Origin of the sequence: Vibrio nomapromontoriensis (assembly GCF_050337205.1) — a bacterium.
GTDB lineage: Bacteria > Pseudomonadota > Gammaproteobacteria > Enterobacterales > Vibrionaceae > Vibrio > Vibrio nomapromontoriensis.
The window spans coordinates 68,993-86,721 of the sequence record NZ_JAKJSS010000006.1; the positions used below are offsets into that span (position 1 = coordinate 68,993).

18 protein-coding genes are annotated in these 17,729 nt (G+C 44.8%); 7 read left to right on the top strand and 11 right to left on the bottom strand.

What is annotated here, in order from left to right:
- Positions 1–11: 11 nt before the first annotated feature.
- Together gshA and luxS are read left to right on the top strand one after the other, a co-directional pair.
- On the top strand, positions 12–1,589 hold the full coding sequence (gene gshA / locus L4D05_RS00495; RefSeq protein WP_428792734.1) for a glutamate--cysteine ligase: 1,578 nt from the start codon (positions 12–14) through the stop codon (positions 1,587–1,589).
- Between the two features lie 136 nt (positions 1,590–1,725).
- The gene (gene luxS / locus L4D05_RS00500; RefSeq protein ID WP_428750318.1) at positions 1,726–2,244 is read left to right on the top strand and encodes an S-ribosylhomocysteine lyase; all 519 of its coding nucleotides are present in this window, start codon (positions 1,726–1,728) and stop codon (positions 2,242–2,244) included.
- A gap of 105 nt (positions 2,245–2,349) precedes the next feature.
- On the opposite strand, the gene ruvX is transcribed toward luxS, so the two are convergent.
- From ruvX to metK, 8 genes are all read right to left on the bottom strand, one after another.
- The gene (ruvX, locus tag L4D05_RS00505) at positions 2,350–2,775 is read right to left on the bottom strand and encodes a Holliday junction resolvase RuvX (RefSeq protein WP_428750319.1); all 426 of its coding nucleotides are present in this window, start codon (positions 2,773–2,775) and stop codon (positions 2,350–2,352) included.
- A 2-nt stretch (positions 2,776–2,777) separates the two neighbouring features.
- Entirely contained in the window at positions 2,778–3,347 is a 570-nt protein-coding gene (locus tag L4D05_RS00510) for a YqgE/AlgH family protein (protein ID WP_428750320.1), read from the bottom strand.
- 100 nt (positions 3,348–3,447) lie between these two features.
- Entirely contained in the window at positions 3,448–4,395 is a 948-nt protein-coding gene (gshB, locus tag L4D05_RS00515; RefSeq protein WP_250615845.1) for a glutathione synthase, read from the bottom strand.
- A gap of 13 nt (positions 4,396–4,408) precedes the next feature.
- On the bottom strand, positions 4,409–5,140 hold the full coding sequence (rsmE, locus tag L4D05_RS00520; protein ID WP_428750321.1) for a 16S rRNA (uracil(1498)-N(3))-methyltransferase: 732 nt from the start codon (positions 5,138–5,140) through the stop codon (positions 4,409–4,411).
- Between the two features lie 98 nt (positions 5,141–5,238).
- Positions 5,239–5,949 (bottom strand): endonuclease, encoded by a 711-nt coding sequence (locus L4D05_RS00525; protein WP_428792735.1) that lies wholly within the window; start codon positions 5,947–5,949, stop codon positions 5,239–5,241.
- A gap of 93 nt (positions 5,950–6,042) precedes the next feature.
- On the bottom strand, positions 6,043–6,549 hold the full coding sequence (locus L4D05_RS00530; RefSeq protein ID WP_428750323.1) for a SprT family zinc-dependent metalloprotease: 507 nt from the start codon (positions 6,547–6,549) through the stop codon (positions 6,043–6,045).
- A gap of 64 nt (positions 6,550–6,613) precedes the next feature.
- A complete protein-coding gene (locus L4D05_RS00535; RefSeq protein WP_428792736.1) occupies positions 6,614–7,408 on the bottom strand; it encodes a DUF2189 domain-containing protein in 795 nt (264 codons plus the stop codon).
- Between the two features lie 354 nt (positions 7,409–7,762).
- Positions 7,763–8,917: a methionine adenosyltransferase gene (gene metK / locus L4D05_RS00540; RefSeq protein WP_428792737.1), complete on the bottom strand. Its 1,155-nt coding sequence runs from the start codon at positions 8,915–8,917 to the stop codon at positions 7,763–7,765.
- Positions 8,918–9,244: 327 nt separating this feature from the next.
- On the opposite strand from metK, the gene tkt reads away from it, so the two are divergent.
- Complete coding sequence (gene tkt, locus L4D05_RS00545; protein ID WP_428792738.1) at positions 9,245–11,239, top strand: transketolase; 1,995 nt, start codon at positions 9,245–9,247, stop codon at positions 11,237–11,239.
- Between the two features lie 52 nt (positions 11,240–11,291).
- On the opposite strand, the gene L4D05_RS00550 is transcribed toward tkt, so the two are convergent.
- On the bottom strand, positions 11,292–11,522 hold the full coding sequence (locus L4D05_RS00550; RefSeq protein WP_428750326.1) for a hypothetical protein: 231 nt from the start codon (positions 11,520–11,522) through the stop codon (positions 11,292–11,294).
- A 282-nt stretch (positions 11,523–11,804) separates the two neighbouring features.
- Here L4D05_RS00550 and epd point away from each other — a divergent pair, with 282 nt between their 5' ends.
- The 4 genes from epd to L4D05_RS00570 all read left to right on the top strand — a co-directional run bounded on the left by epd (position 11,805) and on the right by L4D05_RS00570 (position 16,484).
- Positions 11,805–12,830 carry an erythrose-4-phosphate dehydrogenase gene (gene epd / locus L4D05_RS00555; RefSeq protein ID WP_428750327.1) on the top strand — a complete coding sequence of 342 codons (1,026 nt, stop codon included), beginning with the start codon at positions 11,805–11,807 and terminating at the stop codon, positions 12,828–12,830.
- Between the two features lie 150 nt (positions 12,831–12,980).
- Entirely contained in the window at positions 12,981–14,144 is a 1,164-nt protein-coding gene (locus L4D05_RS00560) for a phosphoglycerate kinase (protein WP_428750328.1), read from the top strand.
- Positions 14,145–14,281: 137 nt separating this feature from the next.
- Positions 14,282–15,358 (top strand): class II fructose-bisphosphate aldolase, encoded by a 1,077-nt coding sequence (gene fbaA / locus L4D05_RS00565; protein ID WP_265673590.1) that lies wholly within the window; start codon positions 14,282–14,284, stop codon positions 15,356–15,358.
- Positions 15,359–15,620: 262 nt separating this feature from the next.
- Positions 15,621–16,484, top strand: a complete 864-nt coding sequence (locus tag L4D05_RS00570; RefSeq protein WP_265673591.1) for a mechanosensitive ion channel domain-containing protein — start codon at positions 15,621–15,623, stop codon at positions 16,482–16,484.
- A 32-nt stretch (positions 16,485–16,516) separates the two neighbouring features.
- Here L4D05_RS00570 and L4D05_RS00575 read toward each other — a convergent pair whose 3' ends face one another.
- Positions 16,517–17,017 (bottom strand): YbaK/EbsC family protein, encoded by a 501-nt coding sequence (locus L4D05_RS00575; RefSeq protein WP_428792739.1) that lies wholly within the window; start codon positions 17,015–17,017, stop codon positions 16,517–16,519.
- A 3-nt stretch (positions 17,018–17,020) separates the two neighbouring features.
- Complete coding sequence (locus L4D05_RS00580; RefSeq protein WP_428792740.1) at positions 17,021–17,641, bottom strand: LysE/ArgO family amino acid transporter; 621 nt, start codon at positions 17,639–17,641, stop codon at positions 17,021–17,023.
- Positions 17,642–17,729 lie beyond the last annotated feature (88 nt).

Consider the following 17,729-nt stretch of genomic DNA (forward strand, 5'->3'; position numbering starts at 1 on the left):
CGAATCGCATTTTGACTAATTTTGCTACGCGACTGGAGCAGGTTGCTAAAGATCAGACTGTCTTTAAAGAGTTTGGTCGCGGTGTAGAAAGAGAGACGTTACGTTATACCGAAGATGGCCAGTTGGCTATGACGCCTCACCCTACAGCGCTAGGTTCTGCGCTGACGAATGAATATATTACAACGGACTTTTCTGAATCATTACTCGAGTTTATTACGCCAGTCTCCCACGACGTGGATACTCTCGTTAATCAATTGTCAGATATTCATCACTTCACTCAAGCGAAGTTAGACAACGAAAAGCTATGGCCGCTTTCGATGCCTTGCTACGTCGGCAAAGAAGATGATATTGCCCTTGCTCAGTACGGCAGTTCGAATGCAGGGCGAATGAAAACCTTGTACCGACAAGGTTTAAAGCACCGTTATGGCAGTTTGATGCAGGTTATCTCAGGTGTGCACTTTAACTTTTCGTTCCCAGAGTCTTTTTGGGATGCACTATATGGCGAACAAGATGAGACATCTCGTCAAGCATCTAAATCGGAAGGGTATTTTGGCTTAATTCGCAACTACTACCGTTTTGGGTGGTTAATTCCTTATTTCTTTGGCGCGTCGCCAGCCTTGTGTAGTTCGTTTGTACAAGGAAAAGAGAGTGCGTTACCGTTTGAGAAAATTGGCGGGACGCTTTATCTCCCTGAAGCGACGTCATTACGCCTGAGTGATTTGGGCTATACCAACAATGCGCAAAGCTCGCTAAAAATCGGTTTTAACAGCCTAAATCAATATTTAGAAGGGTTGAATGAAGCGATTCATACCCCATCGGATGACTTTGCCAAAATTGGTGTCAAAGTTGACGGTGAATACCGTCAATTAAATGATTACGTTCTGCAAATTGAAAATGAGCTCTATGCACCCATTCGACCAAAGCGAGTAGCGAAAAACGGGGAAAAACCGTCTGAAGCGCTATCGAGAGCCGGTGTTGAATACATTGAAGTCCGTTCGTTGGATGTGAATCCATTTAGTCCTATTGGTATTACAAAAGAGCAGATTCGTTTCCTCGATCTATTTATCACGTGGTGTGCGCTGAAAGATTCAGAGCCGATGGATGATTGTGAGCTGGAATGCTGGCGTCAGAACTGGAACAAAGTCATTCTTGAAGGGCGTAAAAAAGGCTTGGAGCTTAAAATTGGTTGTGAAGGTGAAAAACTCTCTAGCCAGCTTTGGGTTAAGCGCGTCTTTGAAGATCTTCGCAGTATAGCTATTGTCATGGATGAAGCGCACGGTAGTGATGATTATGTCGCGGTGTGCAACTTGTTAGAACAATGGAATGATGATCCTCAGCAAACTATTTCCGGTCAGTTATTGGCGATGACGAAAGAATTAGGTGGTTTAGGAAAAGTGGGCTGTGAACTGGGTAAAAAATACCGAAATAGCAACACAGAACAACGTTATCGCACTTATAGTGAGGCGATGATGGAAGAAGAAGTGACTCGCTCATTTGCGGCGCAAAAAGACATTGAAGCAGCAGATACGCAAGGCTTTGATGAGTTTTTGGCCGATTACTTTGCTCACCTTCAAACAAAAATTGACTAGTACGGCACTAAGTCAATTTGTACGTAAGCCGAGCCTGATAATACTCGGCTTGCACCGTGTGTGCTGTGCTTTTACAATAATCACACACTAATGAATTCAGAGCTTCACCTCTTGAAGCCTTAACGGAGAAATAACGATGCCTTTATTGGATAGCTTTACCGTCGATCACACTAAAATGCACGCTCCTGCTGTGCGCGTGGCAAAAACGATGCAAACCCCAAAAGGGGATACGATCACTGTGTTCGATCTTCGCTTTACTGTTCCTAATAAAGATATCTTGTCTGAAACAGGGATTCATACACTTGAGCATTTGTATGCGGGCTTTATGCGTGCGCATCTAAATGGTGACCAAGTTGAAATTATCGACATTTCTCCAATGGGATGCCGTACTGGTTTTTACATGAGTTTGATTGGCACGCCTTCTGAGTCCGATGTTGCACAAGCATGGTTAGACTCAATGCAAGACGTACTAAAAGTAGAAAGCCAAAATAAGATCCCTGAGTTGAATGAGTACCAATGTGGTACGGCCGCGATGCACTCTCTAGAAGAGGCTAAATCGATTGCTACGACGATCATTGCAGCAGGTATTCAAGTAAATAAAAACGATGAATTGGCATTGCCTGACTCGATGCTTCAAGAGCTAAAAGTGGACTAATTGGTCGATGAAAGTAAAAAAGGATGGCTTTAGCCATCCTTTTTTGTATCTATTGTTTGTCTTGCTTTAAAGTGAACGAGGATATGTCAGCGACTTGACGCGAGCCTAGCCCCATTGCGCCTCAAACCAGCTTTCTAGAATTACGACTGCCGATTGACAATCGACATTGCCTTTCGATAGAGCTTTATAACCGCCCATACTAAACAGATCAGCTCTCGCTTCTGTCGTTGATAAGCGCTCATCTTGAAGCTCTACGGGCAGACCAAAACGACCGTGCAATCGATTAGCAAATTTTTTCGCTCTTGGGGTAATGCTCTCGAGATCTTTGCCATGAAGATCGGTCGGTAATCCAACAACGATTAAATCGGGTTGCCACTCTTTAATCGTTTTCTCAATGTCATCCCAGTTGGGAATTCCATCTTTGGCTTTAAATGCCTTTAAAGGATTTGCGGTCCCTGTAACTTCTTGCCCTATGGCACTTCCGATACTTTTGGTACCAAAATCAAAGGCGAGTATGGTTCTTGTTGTCATGACTATGCGTGCCCAACTTGAGTGGAGAGGTGTGCAATATCAATACCGAGCATTTGGACCGCGCTGTGCCAGCGATCTTTGACGGGCGTATCAAAGATCACGCTGGTGTCCGCTTCAATCGTTAGCCAAGAGTTATCCGCCAATTCCGTTTCCAATTGACCCGCCTCCCACCCAGCGTAGCCTAAGGCAACCAAATAGTTTTCTGGTTGAGCGTCAGTGCCGAGTACCGCGAGGATATCTTTAGATGTAGTAACGGAAATTTTTTCGGTAATTTGAATGCTGGATTGATATTTATCTTTAGGTTTATGCAGGATAAAGCCTCGGTCTTCAGAGACTGGGCCCCCATTTAAAACCGGTTCATCTAGGCTTTTACTATGTTGTGTTTGGGAGGCGATAGGTAGCTCATTTTGTACTTGTAAAAGCATGTTGGCCACGGTGACATCAATCGGGGTATTGATGATAATCCCCATCGCACCATCGTCATTGTGCTCGCACACATAGATAACCGTGCGTTGAAAATAAGGGTCTTTCATCCCGGGCATTGCTACAAGAAAATGATTGGCTAAGTTCATTTTCGCCTCCTAACGTGACATGGTTTGGGACCAGTGGTGCTCACCATTAGTAATAACCGCCGGCTTATACTAGGGTATTCACCATCGGTATAAACCCCAGTTATTTACCTAATCGGCGTTCAATGGCATCCATCAGTTTACCGGTAATAGAAACATCAAATGCCGCTTCAATCTCGCGAATACAGGTTGGGCTCGTCACATTGATTTCTGTCAGCTTATCGCCAATGACATCAAGACCTACAAATATTAACCCTTTCTCCTTCAAAGTGGGAGCAACCGCTAGGGCAATTTGTTTATCTGTCTCACTTAGTGGACGAGCTTCGCCAGTTCCACCTGCTGCAAGGTTGCCACGTGTCTCCCCTTTTGCCGGGATGCGAGCAAGACAATATGGCATTGGCTCACCGTCAACCACAAGAATACGTTTATCACCGTTACTGATATCTGGAACAAAAGTCTGCGCCATTGCGTAGTTTTGCCCGTGATTGGTGAGTGTTTCAATAATCACAGACACGTTTGGATCATCTTGCTTGACGCGGAAAATGGAAGCGCCGCCCATACCGTCTAACGGCTTTAGGATTACATCACCATGAGTATCACGGAAAGCTTTAATTTTTTCCGCTTTACGGGTCACGATAGTGGTTGGGGTGAGTTCAGGGAACCACGCCGTAAAGAGCTTTTCATTACAGTCGCGCAAGCTTTGCGGCTTGTTAACGATTAATGTGCCTTTCTCTTCTGCTCGTTCAAGAATATAGGTCGCATAGATAAACTCAGTATCAAAAGGAGGATCTTTACGCATTAGCACCGCGTCAAGATCGGCAAGTTCAATCGTCTGCTCTGAGGTAAACTCATACCAGCTTGCCGGATCTTCTTTAAGTGTTACGGTTTTTGTATCCGCAACCGCAACGCCTTGGTCAAGGTGCAGGTCTTGCATTTCCATATAATGGATTTCATAGCCACGACGCTGCGCTTCGAGCATCATGGCAAAGCTAGAGTCTTTCTTGATATTAATGGACGAGATAGGGTCCATTACAATTCCGAGTTTAATCATGCGTATTCTCCAGTTAGCCTAAATCGCCAAAGCGTACTTGAAGGGCAGTGATCGCTGTTAGGGCAGCGGTTTCTGTTCTCAGTACGCGGGGGCCAAGCAGGGTTTCTTCAAATTGGTATTGTTCCGTCATCTCGATCTCTTGAGGTGACAAGCCACCTTCAGGGCCTATCAACAGTCTGACCTTGTTAATTGGTTCAGGTAGTGTGTTAATCGAGTATTTTGCTCTAGGGTGTAAATTGAGTTTTAGCGCTTCAGAGGGCTCTGCACACCATTGTTCTAATGACATGATTGGGCGTATGGTTGGCACCGTATTGCGGCCGCACTGCTCACAGGCGCTAATGGCGATCTTTTGCCATTGCTGCATCTTTTTTTCAAAGCGCTTGGGATCCAGTTTTACACCGCAACGCTCTGAAATAAGCGGAGTGATGGTATTGACGCCTAATTCAACGGACTTTTGAATGGTAAATTCCATTTTGTCGCCGCGAGAGACCACTTGCCCTAAATGCAGATCGAGCGGAGACTCAATGCTGTTAGCAACTTTGTTGGTTAAGGCGACGGTGACCGATTTTTTTGTGACTTCATCTATGGTAGCAGGGAATTCATGCCCACTGCCATCAAAGAGTAATACGTCTTGGCCTTCTTTCATTCGTAATACACGGCCAATGTGATTGGACGCATCCTCACTCAGTGCGAGTCGACCCAAGTCTACGATGGTTTCAGGGTGATAAATACGAGGTATGCGCATAGTAGCTTCCAACGAACAAAAAGGTATTGAGGTATAACATGGATGCAAGCCCCAGAAATTACAAGGGCTTGCTGGCTAAAATAGTCAACGAGTCGGTGCTATGAGCGATCACGGCAGGCTGCTACAACAAAAGGGTTGTTGTTGCCTTGTCGAGAGGCAATACGTTTGTCGCGCTCACACTCCCATGCATCAGCGGGATAAGAGCGATTCCACGCATTCATAAGCTGTGTTTGCTGCTTTGACAACGTAAAGCCATACTCTTGGCTCATATAAAGATAGGTGCGAGCAATCGACCCTTTCGCGCGATCTGGTGGCATCACTTTACGTTGTTTGAAATTGACCTGCATTTCGCATCGACCGTAGCTCACACCATCAATGCCATTCCACTGACTAAAATTGTAATTGGAGCGATCGCCATTCACTTCGCCAATAGCTGGCGTCAGGTTATGAAGATCCGCTTCCATTAACCGGAATGTTTTGTCATTTTTGGTGCAATTCTTTCGACCGCCCTCCTGCCAACATTGACGCTGGTGGCCAAATTGCCACGCTGGGACAACATGTTCCCATTCAATACGACTGGCGCGTTTTAGCTGCTTACGAACTTGATAGCCACAAGAGGCAAGATCAGGCGTGCCTTTTTTTCCTTGCCACTGAATATCACAACCGCAGTAAAAGCTAATAGGGTGATCGGCGTAGATTTTAACCGCTTGCCTTTTGGCTGAGCTAAAGCTACTCGGTGGTGCTGATTGTACGGTTAAGGGCAGAAAAAGTAGGCCTAATACAAGGGCTGAAGTCACGCGAATGGTCATTTATAAGTCTGATAAAAGTGCTAGGTAACCTAGTGTAGATCGCACTTTAGCCTATGACTACTACCTTATTTGATATTAGCGACTTAGTGGATACTAGCTAAGCTGCTTACCCGAGAATTGAAGAGCACCGCGACATTTTTGACATAAGTAGCGTGCTTGTTGCCGTTGTACTTTGTTGTGTCGGCGAATCGTCAACGGGTAGGTTGAGCACTGGCATTGATATTCAAATGTTTTGCCCTGTACTGATGTGACATCCATGGCATGTGTGGTTTTAGGCGAAACATTAAATACGTGGTGCATTATGGATTGCCAGTGAGCGCCGTGAGCAGGAACGCGACCATAGAACTTAAAGGCGAGCAAGTGGGCGATCTCGTGTGGGATCACCTCTTCTATAAAAGTGTCGCTGTTTTCTGTAAAGAGGATTGGGTTAAGTCTAATTTCCCATGACTGCAGATAGGCCTTGCCCGCCGCTTTACCTCTCAACTTAAAACTGAGTGTCGGTATAGGCAGAGCCTGTTGGAAATGCTGCTCGGCAATGGCCATACACTCAGCCAAACGCTTTGATGCTCGATAGTGTAAGTCAGTTGTCAATGGAGCCATTGTTAAACCTAATAACGCCCTATAGAAGGGCGTTATTGTAGGTTAGCGAGTGAGTAAAGCAAGACTACGTATGGTGTCTTTTCTTAATGACTTCATGATAGGCATGCCAAGTACCGTAACCTAATATTGGCATGGTGACGATCATTCCTAGCCCAAAGGTGGCAAAGCCGATCAGTATTCCGCCGCAAATAATGAATGCCCAGACAATCATGGCTGGGATATTTGATTTGACCGCATTAAAACTGGTGAAAACCGCCGTCATCACATCGACTCGACGCTCCATCATTAGTGGAATGGAGAAAGCCGATAAACTGAATATGATGCTCGCGATGACAAAACCAATTATGGAGCCCGTAATGAGAAATGGAGCAAACTCTGTCAACGGCGCACCTTGAACGGATGGGTAGAGTGCATGTAAAAGCGCCGCTATTCTCATCCAAAATATCATAGCAACAGCCAGCAATACGGCAAATGCCCATTGTGAGGTGGAGTTGCGTCCAATGGCTTTCATAGAATGAAATAAGCTGGCCTTACGACCTTTCTCTCTCTCCCATGCAGCGTCATAAAGCCCTAAAGCAAGGAAGGGGCCTATGAGCATATACACGACAAGGCTTGGCATGATAACCAAATGGGTGCCTTGCCATTGTACTAATTGAACAATCGCGACAGCTGCTGCGGTAAAGCACAGTCCATAAAAGGCGCTGATGACGGGCATTCTAACTAAGTCATGCAGTCCTAGTGCTAGCCAGTGAAATGGCGCAGAAATACTGACTTGATTACAAGGTATGGTTTTAGCGTAATCTTTATCTTTGACTTCGTGTTTCTTGTGGAAGTCTTCTGTCTGAGCGGTTCGAGGCATATGTCCTCCCTGATTTGACAATCTGGCCTTCGTCTCTGATTTAAGGGACATTAACGAGCCGTATGATCATTTGATCACGGTATTGGCACAGCGTGTTCCCAGAATGGAGTTAAGGATACGTGTCGATGAGTTAGCGTAATTCTCATTCTGCATCATTACTCTTAAGGTTAACTATTGACCTAGTCGGGAGAAAACACAATTTTTGTAGGGTAGAAAAGATGGGCTATAAAGAGGTGATTTAACACTTGTGCAACAAAGTGATTGAAATAACTAGCAATAGTAAAAAAAAGCCCTCAAATATTTTTTGAGGGCTTGCGTGCTTGAGTCTATAGCGATACGTGCTAACGGACGGCGTTATTTAATGCCAGCAAAATCACGTAGGATTGCCGCTTTATCTGTCGCTTCCCAAGGGAATTCTTCACGGCCGAAGTGACCGTATGCAGCAGTCTGCTTGTAGATAGGCTGAAGCAGGTTCAGCATTTCTTGAAGACCGTATGGACGCAGGTCGAAGTTTTGACGAACCGCTTCAATGATGATGTCGTGTGCGACTTTCTCAGTACCAAATGTTTCAACCATGATTGAAGTTGGATCAGCAACACCGATAGCGTACGACAATTGAATTTCACAACGATCCGCCATGCCAGCAGCAACAATATTTTTTGCTACATAACGTGCTGCGTATGCGGCACTGCGGTCAACTTTTGATGGATCTTTACCAGAGAATGCCCCGCCACCGTGGCGAGCTGCGCCGCCGTAAGTATCAACGATGATTTTACGACCCGTAAGACCACAGTCACCCATAGGGCCGCCGATAACAAAACGACCAGTTGGGTTGATGAAGAAGTTGGTGTCTTTATTGATCCATTCAGCAGGAAGCACTGGCTTGATGATCTCTTCCATTACGGCTTCACGAAGGTCTGGTGTTGTGACTGAATCGCAGTGCTGAGTTGAAAGTACAACCGCATCGATACCAACAATCTTACCTTGGTCGTATTGGAAGGTAACTTGAGATTTCGCATCTGGACGAAGGAAATCAAGTTTACCGCTCTTACGAACTTCAGCTTGCTTTTTCACAAGTAAGTGAGAGTAAGTAATCGGCGCTGGCATTAGGATTGGCGTTTCGTTGGTTGCGTAACCAAACATGATACCTTGGTCACCCGCGCCTTGATCTTTAGGATCGGCTTTATCAACGCCTTGGTTGATATCTGGAGATTGTTTACCAATGGTGTTTAGTACCGCACAAGAATCGGCATCAAAGCCCATATCTGAGTGAACGTAGCCAATTTCGCGTACCGTTTCACGAGTGATCTCTTCGATGTCTACCCACGCTGAGGTCGTGACTTCACCACCAACCATTACCATGCCTGTTTTTACATACGTTTCACAAGCAACACGCGCTTTCGGGTCTTGTTCTAGAATCGCGTCAAGTACAGCATCAGAAATTTGGTCAGCAATTTTATCAGGATGTCCTTCTGAAACAGATTCAGAAGTGAACAGGTGCTTAGCCATGAGAGCTCCAATTACAGTTAAATAAGGCCAGCAATATTGTGCTCGCCTATAAAAAATACAATGATATTTTGTAGGTGTATCTACATCTAGACGTCTATTCTAGTCATCGATGTTTGAGAATCAAGCGATTTTTACTTTTATGTTATAGCCAAACGTTTGCGCATTTTGGAGGTATCACAATGGAACGGGTAAAAAAAACCCAGTAAAAATGCTCAAAATGACGGTAAAACGTTTGCAGAGGTTGGGGGGCTTTGCGACAATGCTCGCCGCTGACTTTATTCAGCAAGGAATCAACTTGAAATTCGCTTAATGCACTCAGGAGCAGACATGTCGTCTCGTAAAGAATTAGCTAATGCAATCCGTGCCCTTAGCATGGATGGTGTTCAACAAGCCAACTCTGGTCACCCAGGCGCCCCTATGGGTATGGCTGATATCGCCGAAGTACTTTGGCGCTCTCACCTAAATCACAATCCACAAAACCCTGAATGGGCTGATCGTGATCGTTTTATTTTGTCAAACGGCCACGGTTCTATGTTGATTTATTCTCTGCTTCACTTAAGCGGTTACGAGTTATCAATTGATGATCTGAAAAACTTCCGTCAGTTACACTCTAAAACCCCAGGTCACCCAGAATATGGTTATGCGCCGGGTGTTGAGACGACGACGGGCCCACTAGGTCAAGGCATCACCAACGCGGTTGGTATGGCGATGGCAGAAAAATCGTTGGCGGCGCAGTTCAACAAAGAAGGTCACGACATCGTAGATCACTTCACGTATGCCTTTATGGGTGATGGCTGCCTGATGGAAGGTATCTCACATGAAGCATGCTCACTAGCGGGTACGCTAGGTCTTGGTAAGCTGATTGCTTTCTGGGATGACAATGGCATCTCGATTGATGGCGAAGTAGAAGGCTGGTTCTCTGACGATACGCCTAAGCGTTTTGAAGCTTACGGTTGGCATGTTATCCCTGCGGTTGACGGTCACGACTCTGACGCCATTAATGCTGCTATCATCGCTGCTAAAGCTGATCCTCGTCCAACGCTAATCTGTACAAAAACCGTTATCGGTTTTGGTTCACCAAACAAAGCAGGCACGCACGATTGTCACGGCGCACCATTAGGTGCTGATGAAATCGCAGCAACGAAGGCGGCACTGGGTTGGGAACATGGTCCGTTTGAAATTCCAGCGGATATCGCCGCACAATGGAATGCACAAGAAGCGGGCGCGGCAAAAGAAGCAGCGTGGAATGCCAAGTTTGACGCTTACGCAGCAGCTTACCCAGAGCTTGCGGCTGAGTTTACCCGTCGTACAAACGGTGAACTGCCTGCTGAGTGGGAAGAAAAAGCTAACGCAATCATTGCTGAGCTACAAGCTAACCCAGCAAACATCGCATCGCGTAAAGCATCACAAAATGCCCTAGAAGCATTTGGTCAAATGCTTCCAGAATTCATGGGCGGCTCTGCTGACCTTGCGCCTTCTAACCTAACCATGTGGTCTGGCTCTAAGTCGCTAACGGCAGAAGACTTCTCTGGCAACTACATCCACTACGGTGTGCGTGAATTCGGCATGACGGCTATCATGAACGGCATCGCTCTACACGGTGGTTTCGTACCATACGGCGCGACATTCCTAATGTTCATGGAATACGCTCGTAACGCAATGCGCATGGCTGCTTTGATGAAAGTTCAAAACATCCAAGTGTACACGCATGACTCTATTGGTCTTGGTGAAGATGGTCCGACTCACCAACCGGTTGAGCAAATTGCTTCTCTACGTTTAACTCCAAACATGAGCACATGGCGCCCATGTGACCAAGTTGAATCTGCTGTTGCTTGGAAACTGGCGATTGAGCGTAAAGATGGCCCAACATCGCTTATCTTCTCTCGTCAGAACCTTGCGCAGCAAGATCGTGACGCTGAGCAAGTAGCAAACATCGCCAAGGGTGGTTACATCCTGAAAGATTGTGCAGGCAAACCGGAATTAATTCTAATTGCTACTGGCTCTGAAGTTGAGCTAGCGGTTGAAGCGGCTGCGCAATTGACTGCTGAAGGTAAAGCGGTACGTGTGGTTTCAATGCCAGCAACTGACGCGTTTGATAAGCAAGATGCGCAGTACCGTGAATCTGTACTTCCATCTGACGTGACAGCTCGTATTGCAGTTGAAGCCGGTATTGCTGATTTCTGGTACAAGTATGTTGGCTTTGGTGGCAAGATCATCGGTATGACAACATTTGGTGAGTCTGCACCTGCAGGTGAGCTATTCAAAATGTTTGGCTTTACAACGGAAAACGTTGTGAATACTGCAAAAGAGCTTTTAGCGTAAGCTTGTTGTTTCTTGAAATGAAAAACCGAGCTAAGGCTCGGTTTTTTTATGTCTATTCAAATTCATTACCCTTGTTATCCAACTTACGTTGTCCACAAGTTTGGCACGCTATATAGCGATCCATATCGTAGTAATGCCCGCCGTTAATAAAGCTATGCAGCAATAGCTTAAACCGTCCCAGGAAAGTAGGCTGTTGGTCATAGCTGCTAGGTTTTCTTATCAAGACCTCTTTATGAATAGTTTCTTTATTGCATGACTGGCAATGATGTTTGCCTGTAAACATGAGCACACCTCCTGTGCAGTGAAAACGAGGTCGTTCAAATGGCACGAAGAAAATGCGTCATATCGATAGTAGCAGCTCTCACTTGGTTGTCTGAGGGGCATTTATTGGAGTGCTTCGCAACGATTTATGTTTTTTCCCGTGATTATTGCAAAAAGCATGAATGTGAACGCTATGTCATGAAGCTAATGTTGTGAAACCAAGTTGCGTAAACGATGTCGCGTAATCGATGTCGATCGGTTAATATGCACACCCTCTATAACGTGAATTTAAGGATGTCATGCGATGCTAAAGGTAGCAATTAACGGCTTTGGTCGCATTGGACGAAATGTCCTTCGAGCAATCTATGAAAGCGGCAAGAATGATAAAATAAAAATCGTCGCAGTGAATGAACTCGCTCAACCAGAAGCAATGGCTCATTTGCTTCAATATGACACCAGTCATGGTCGATTCGCTAAGACGATTTCTCATGATCAAGAGCATTTGTATGTTAATCATTCCAACGGCGAATTTGACAGCATTAGAATTCTTCACCTCGCGGATATTAATTTATTGCCGTGGCGTAATTTAGATGTCGATATTGTTTTAGATTGTACGGGTGTTTTTGGTAGTCGAGCCGATGGCTTAGAGCATATTGCTGCGGGTGCGAAAAAGGTACTATTTTCACACCCTGGCGATCATGATATCGATAACACCATCATCTATGGTGTGAATCACGACTCCCTTAAAAAGGAGCACACCATCGTATCTAGCGGTTCATGTACGACGAATTGTATTGTGCCTATTATACAAGTGCTTGATGAGGCCTTTGGTATCGACTCGGGTACTATTACGACAATCCACTCTTCGATGAACGATCAGCAAGTGATCGATGCTTATCACCCGGACTTACGTCGTACCCGAGCTGCGAGTCAATCCATCATTCCTGTCGATACCAAACTTCATAAAGGTATTGAGAGAATATTTCCGAAATTTTCTAACAAATTTGAAGCAATTTCTGTACGAGTACCAACAGTTAATGTCACCGCTATGGATTTAAGTGTAACTATAAATACAAATGTGAAAGTTAATGACGTAAATCAAGTCATTATTAACGCATCTCGGTGTACATTAGACGGCATTGTTGACTATACTGAAGCGCCGCTAGTCTCAATCGACTTTAATCATGATCCACACAGCGCAATTGTTGATGGTACGCAAACGCGAGTCAGCGATGGACGTTTAGTCAAAATGCTAGTGTGGTGTGACAATGAGTGGGGCTTCGCCAACCGGATGCTTGATACGGCTTTAGCTATGCAAGCGTCCCAATAGTTTAAGATGCTACTTGAGCAAAATATTAATTTTGAGGGTTGAAATTAATATTGATGGGCTCAATATAAGTAAGCAGTTGATGAATTCATAAACTTGGCATGATGCCGAGTTTTCAAAAACTTTATTTATTTTTAGTTGAGAGGACTAAACATGTCTGTAATCAAGATGACTGACCTGGATCTAGCAGGTAAACGCGTATTTATCCGTGCTGACCTAAACGTTCCTGTAAAAGAAGGCAAAGTAACTTCAGATGCTCGTATCCTAGCATCGCTACCAACCATCAAGCTTTGCCTAGAAGCAGGTGCTAAAGTTATGGTGACTTCTCACCTAGGTCGTCCTACTGAAGGCGAATACGCTGAAGAGTTCTCTCTACAACCTGTTGTTAACTACCTAAACGACGCACTTGATTGCGACGTTAAACTAGCAAAAGATTACCTAAATGGCCTAGAGCTAAACGCAGGTGAGCTAGTCGTTCTTGAAAACGTTCGCTTCAACAAAGGCGAGAAGAAAAACGAAGAAGCATTGTCTAAGCAGTATGCTGCACTTTGTGACATCTTCGTAATGGATGCATTTGGTACGGCTCACCGTGCTCAAGCGTCTACACACGGTGTTGGCATGAACGCGCCAATCGCGTGTGCTGGTCCTCTTCTTGCTGCTGAGCTTGAAGCTCTAGGCAAAGCAATGGACAACCCAGCTCGTCCTCTTGTTGCTATTGTTGGTGGCTCTAAAGTATCGACTAAGCTTACTGTTCTTGAGTCTCTTTCTAAAATCGCTGACCAACTGGTTGTTGGTGGTGGTATTGCAAATACGTTCATTGCAGCTGAAGGCCACAACGTAGGTAAGTCTCTTTATGAAGCAGACCTAGTTGAAACCGCGCAGAAGCTAATGAAAGAGTGTGCAATTCCTGTTGCCACTGACGTAGCGTGTGCAAAAGCATTTGATGAAAACGCAGAAGCTGAAATCAAAAACGTGGCTGACGTTCAAGACGACGACATGATCTTTGACCTTGGTCCTGATTCAACTGCGGCGCTTGCAGAAATCATCGGCAACGCTAAAACTATTCTTTGGAATGGCCCAGTAGGCGTATTTGAATTCAAAAACTTTGAAGCAGGTACGGCTGGTATCTCTAAAGCAATCGCAGAATCTGCAGGTTTCTCTGTAGCTGGCGGTGGCGATACTTTAGCGGCTATCGACAAGTTTGGCATTAAAGCTGACGTGTCTTATATTTCAACTGGTGGCGGTGCGTTCCTTGAGTTTGTTGAAGGAAAAGTACTACCAGCAGTAGCGATGCTTGAAGAGCGCGCTAAAGCTTAATTATTTTTTGATAAAGCGAGCTTATAGCTCGCTTTTATCTATGCTGCAATGCGTGGTTAACTTTGATACAATGCCGCCCATTGTGAGCAAACGATTGCCCTTTTTTATTTAAAACGACAGAAAATAGGACTTATTCCATGTCTAAGATCTTCGACTTCGTAAAACCTGGTGTTATCTCTGGCGATGACGTACAGAAAGTATTTGAAGTAGCAAAAGAGAACAAATTTGCACTTCCTGCAGTAAACGTGGTTAACACTGACTCTATCAATGGTGTTCTTGAAGCAGCAGCTAAAGTAAAAGCTCCAGTTGTTGTTCAGTTCTCTAACGGTGGCGCTGGCTTCTTTGCTGGTAAAGGCGTTAAGCTTGAAGGTCAAGGCGCACAAATCCTAGGTGCAGTTGCTGGTGCGAAATACGTACACGCTGTAGCTGAGTCTTACGGTGTTCCAGTTATTCTTCATACTGACCACGCTGCTAAGAAACTACTACCATGGATCGACGGCCTTCTAGACGCGGGTGAAGAGTTCTTCGCTCAAACTGGTAAGCCACTATTCTCTTCTCACATGATTGACCTTTCTGAAGAGTCTCTAGAAGAGAACATCGAAATCTCTGGTCAATACCTAGCTCGCATGGCGAAAATGGGCATGACTCTAGAGATTGAACTAGGTTGTACTGGTGGTGAAGAAGACGGCGTTGATAACTCTCACATGGACGCATCTGAGCTTTACACTTCTCCAGAAGATGTAGCGTACGCATACGAGAAACTAACGGCTATCAGCCCACGTTTCACTATCGCGGCTTCTTTCGGTAACGTACACGGTGTTTACCAAGCAGGTAACGTGGTACTGACTCCAACTATCCTACGTGATTCTCAAGCATACTGTGCAGAGAAGTTCGGTATCGCACCTAACGCTCTAAACTTCGTATTCCACGGTGGTTCTGGTTCTTCTGAAGCAGAAATCCAAGAGTCTATCGGCTACGGTGTTATCAAAATGAACATCGATACTGATACACAGTGGGCGACTTGGGACGGTATCCGTACTTACTCTGCTGAAAACTTTGATTTCCTACAAGGTCAAATCGGCAACCCAACTGGCGAAGCTGCACCAAACAAGAAGTTCTACGATCCACGCGTATGGCTACGTGCAGGTCAAGCTTCTATGGTAACTCGTCTAGAGAAAGCGTTCGCTGACCTTAACGCTATCGACGTACTATAAGTTTAAATCTTATAAGATTTAACTGATAGACCGTTTAAAAAGCCGCTCTTTTGAGCGGCTTTTTTTGTGTCTTATGAAAATAAAGTTAAAGCGGTGAAAAAAACTGGCACAAAGTCACCTGATTGCGTAACCTTTTGTTAAGTAATGTATCTTGAATATTCATGTATTCAATGTTGTATGAAGCGGAAGTGGTTTGGCTAACTAAGCAGTGGTAACTAGTGGGTCGAGCGGAATGTTGAAATTTTAATATGAGGTAAAATGTATGGCTGGTGAGTCTATGGATATCGAGACCCCGCTGGTGGATGGTCTGTCAAAAGCTGAACAATGGCTAACAAATAACTCTGACTTATTTGTTCAATATGGTGTCAACATCATTTCAGCGCTCTTGATTCTATTTATCGGTAACTTGTTTGTTAAAGCGGTGGCAAACAGTGTTTCTAAGGTTTTGCACAAGAAGAAGATGGACAAAGCTGTCGTCGAGTTCATGAATGGCATTGTGCGCTATACCTTGTTCGTTATTGTATTGATTGCTGCCTTAAGCCGAGTCGGTGTACAAACCGCCTCTGTTGTCGCGGTAATTGGTGCGGCAGGTTTGGCTATTGGTTTAGCACTGCAAGGTTCACTGTCTAACTTTGCCGCAGGTGTACTGATAGTTGCTTTCCGTCCGTTTAAATCTGGTGACTATGTTGAGATTGGTGGCGTAGCCGGTTCTGTGGATGCGATTCAAATCTTCCAAACTATTTTAACGACACCAGATAACAAAATGGTCGTTGTTCCTAACGCTTCAGTGATTGGTTCACCAATTACTAACTACTCTCGTCATGCAACCCGTCGTATTGATCATGTGATTGGCGTATCTTACGGTGCTGACTTGAAGAAAACGCAAGAAGTAATTCGTAAAACATTGGAAGCGGACGAGCGCATTCTTAAAGAGCCAGGTATCACCGTTGGTGTCGTTGCTCTAGCGGATTCATCAGTGAATTTTGTGGTTCGTCCTTGGGTACGTACTGAGCAGTATTGGGATGTGTACTTTGACTCGCTACAAGCGATCAAGGAAGCATTAGATGCAGAAGGTATCGAAATTCCATTTCCTCAAATGGACGTACATCTGAATAAAGCTGACTAAGATTTTTGAGTTTGCTATGAAAAGGTGAAGCGTTAAGCTTCACCTTTTTTTGTTTCGATAACCTGGTTGGGAAGCGTAGTTAGCAGCAAGCGCAGATCGGCACCTGATACCGCAAACGTCCAGTCAGGTAATCCAGGTGTATATAAAATCTGTTCGAGCGCGAATAAGCGACTATCGACGACAAGCGTGATGTCTTTAGGTAACCCAAACGGGCATACTGCGCCGGGTAGACAACCTATTTCCTCTATCATTTCGTCGTTACTGCAGATTGAAGTGCGCTTACCTAGTAATTGCTTGAGCTGCGTTTTGTCTAAGCGGCTATCTTTGTCAGTCAAGAATAGCGCAAAGCCACCGCCTTTCTTTTTTAAGAACAAACTCTTGCTATGAATACCTGTCCAACCAAGTTGCTGAGCGACCCGTTCATCGGTAGCAAAGTCTAAAATAGGTTCATGTTGCCATTGTTGATACGAGATCGATAGGTGATGTAGGAGCTCCCTATTTATTTGATATATTTCTTGGATTCGATTTGTCATAAGTTACGCCATGAGCCCTTTTGTCAGCATTGCAGCAATAGTAAACATCATCGTAGCCACTGCTAGGTCGATGCCCTTTTTTACTTTTGGTTTTGATAGCGTAGGGCCAAGTTTTGCTGCGCCTATAGACAGCGAATAAAACCAAACGAATGAAGCCAGAACGGTACCAATAGCAAATGCAATTCTGTCACTTCCTTCAAATTGACCACCAATAGAGCCTAAAATTACCACGGTATCAAGATAGAGATGGGGGTTTAATACCGTAACGGCAAGCGCACCGAGAATAACGGTTCTCTTGCCTCTCGCCAATACTTCTCCGTTAGACTCACTGCTTGCGGGTTGTTTAAATGCACTACGTAATGACAGCATGCCGTAACCCACTAAGAATAGGATCCCCCCAAGGGTCACCATGGTAAGTAGCATTTCATTTTGAGATAAAATCGCTCCTCCGCCAAAGATACCCAGAGAAATAAAGGTGGTATCTAAGAGGCTACAGACCGTGGCGGTTGTCAGGTGATGATTACGTTTAATCCCTTGATTTAATACATAGGCATTTTGAGCGCCGATTGGAATAATCATGGTTGCACCTAACCCAAAACCTTGAAGAAGTACCCAAAAATTCACTTTTATTTCCTAGTTGAACAATTAAAGAGAGCGTGAGAATACGGATTTTACTATCATTAGTTAAATTAATAATATTTATGCTTTATAA

Coding starts and splice junctions, on each gene's coding strand:
- gshB (WP_250615845.1), bottom strand. CDS start 4,395: ATGATTAAACTCGGAATTGTAATGGACCCTATCTCGTCCATTAATATC.
- L4D05_RS00550 (WP_428750326.1), bottom strand. CDS start 11,522: ATGTTTACAGGCAAACATCATTGCCAGTCATGCAATAAAGAAACTATT.
- L4D05_RS00575 (WP_428792739.1), bottom strand. CDS start 17,017: ATGACAAATCGAATCCAAGAAATATATCAAATAAATAGGGAGCTCCTA.
- L4D05_RS00510 (WP_428750320.1), bottom strand. CDS start 3,347: ATGAACTTAGCCAATCATTTTCTTGTAGCAATGCCCGGGATGAAAGAC.
- ruvX (WP_428750319.1), bottom strand. CDS start 2,775: ATGACAACAAGAACCATACTCGCCTTTGATTTTGGTACCAAAAGTATC.
- tkt (WP_428792738.1), top strand. CDS start 9,245: ATGTCGTCTCGTAAAGAATTAGCTAATGCAATCCGTGCCCTTAGCATG.
- fbaA (WP_265673590.1), top strand. CDS start 14,282: ATGTCTAAGATCTTCGACTTCGTAAAACCTGGTGTTATCTCTGGCGAT.
- metK (WP_428792737.1), bottom strand. CDS start 8,917: ATGGCTAAGCACCTGTTCACTTCTGAATCTGTTTCAGAAGGACATCCT.
- epd (WP_428750327.1), top strand. CDS start 11,805: ATGCTAAAGGTAGCAATTAACGGCTTTGGTCGCATTGGACGAAATGTC.
- luxS (WP_428750318.1), top strand. CDS start 1,726: ATGCCTTTATTGGATAGCTTTACCGTCGATCACACTAAAATGCACGCT.
- L4D05_RS00525 (WP_428792735.1), bottom strand. CDS start 5,949: ATGACCATTCGCGTGACTTCAGCCCTTGTATTAGGCCTACTTTTTCTG.
- L4D05_RS00535 (WP_428792736.1), bottom strand. CDS start 7,408: ATGCCTCGAACCGCTCAGACAGAAGACTTCCACAAGAAACACGAAGTC.
- L4D05_RS00570 (WP_265673591.1), top strand. CDS start 15,621: ATGGCTGGTGAGTCTATGGATATCGAGACCCCGCTGGTGGATGGTCTG.
- rsmE (WP_428750321.1), bottom strand. CDS start 5,140: ATGCGCATACCTCGTATTTATCACCCTGAAACCATCGTAGACTTGGGT.
- L4D05_RS00560 (WP_428750328.1), top strand. CDS start 12,981: ATGTCTGTAATCAAGATGACTGACCTGGATCTAGCAGGTAAACGCGTA.
- L4D05_RS00530 (WP_428750323.1), bottom strand. CDS start 6,549: ATGGCTCCATTGACAACTGACTTACACTATCGAGCATCAAAGCGTTTG.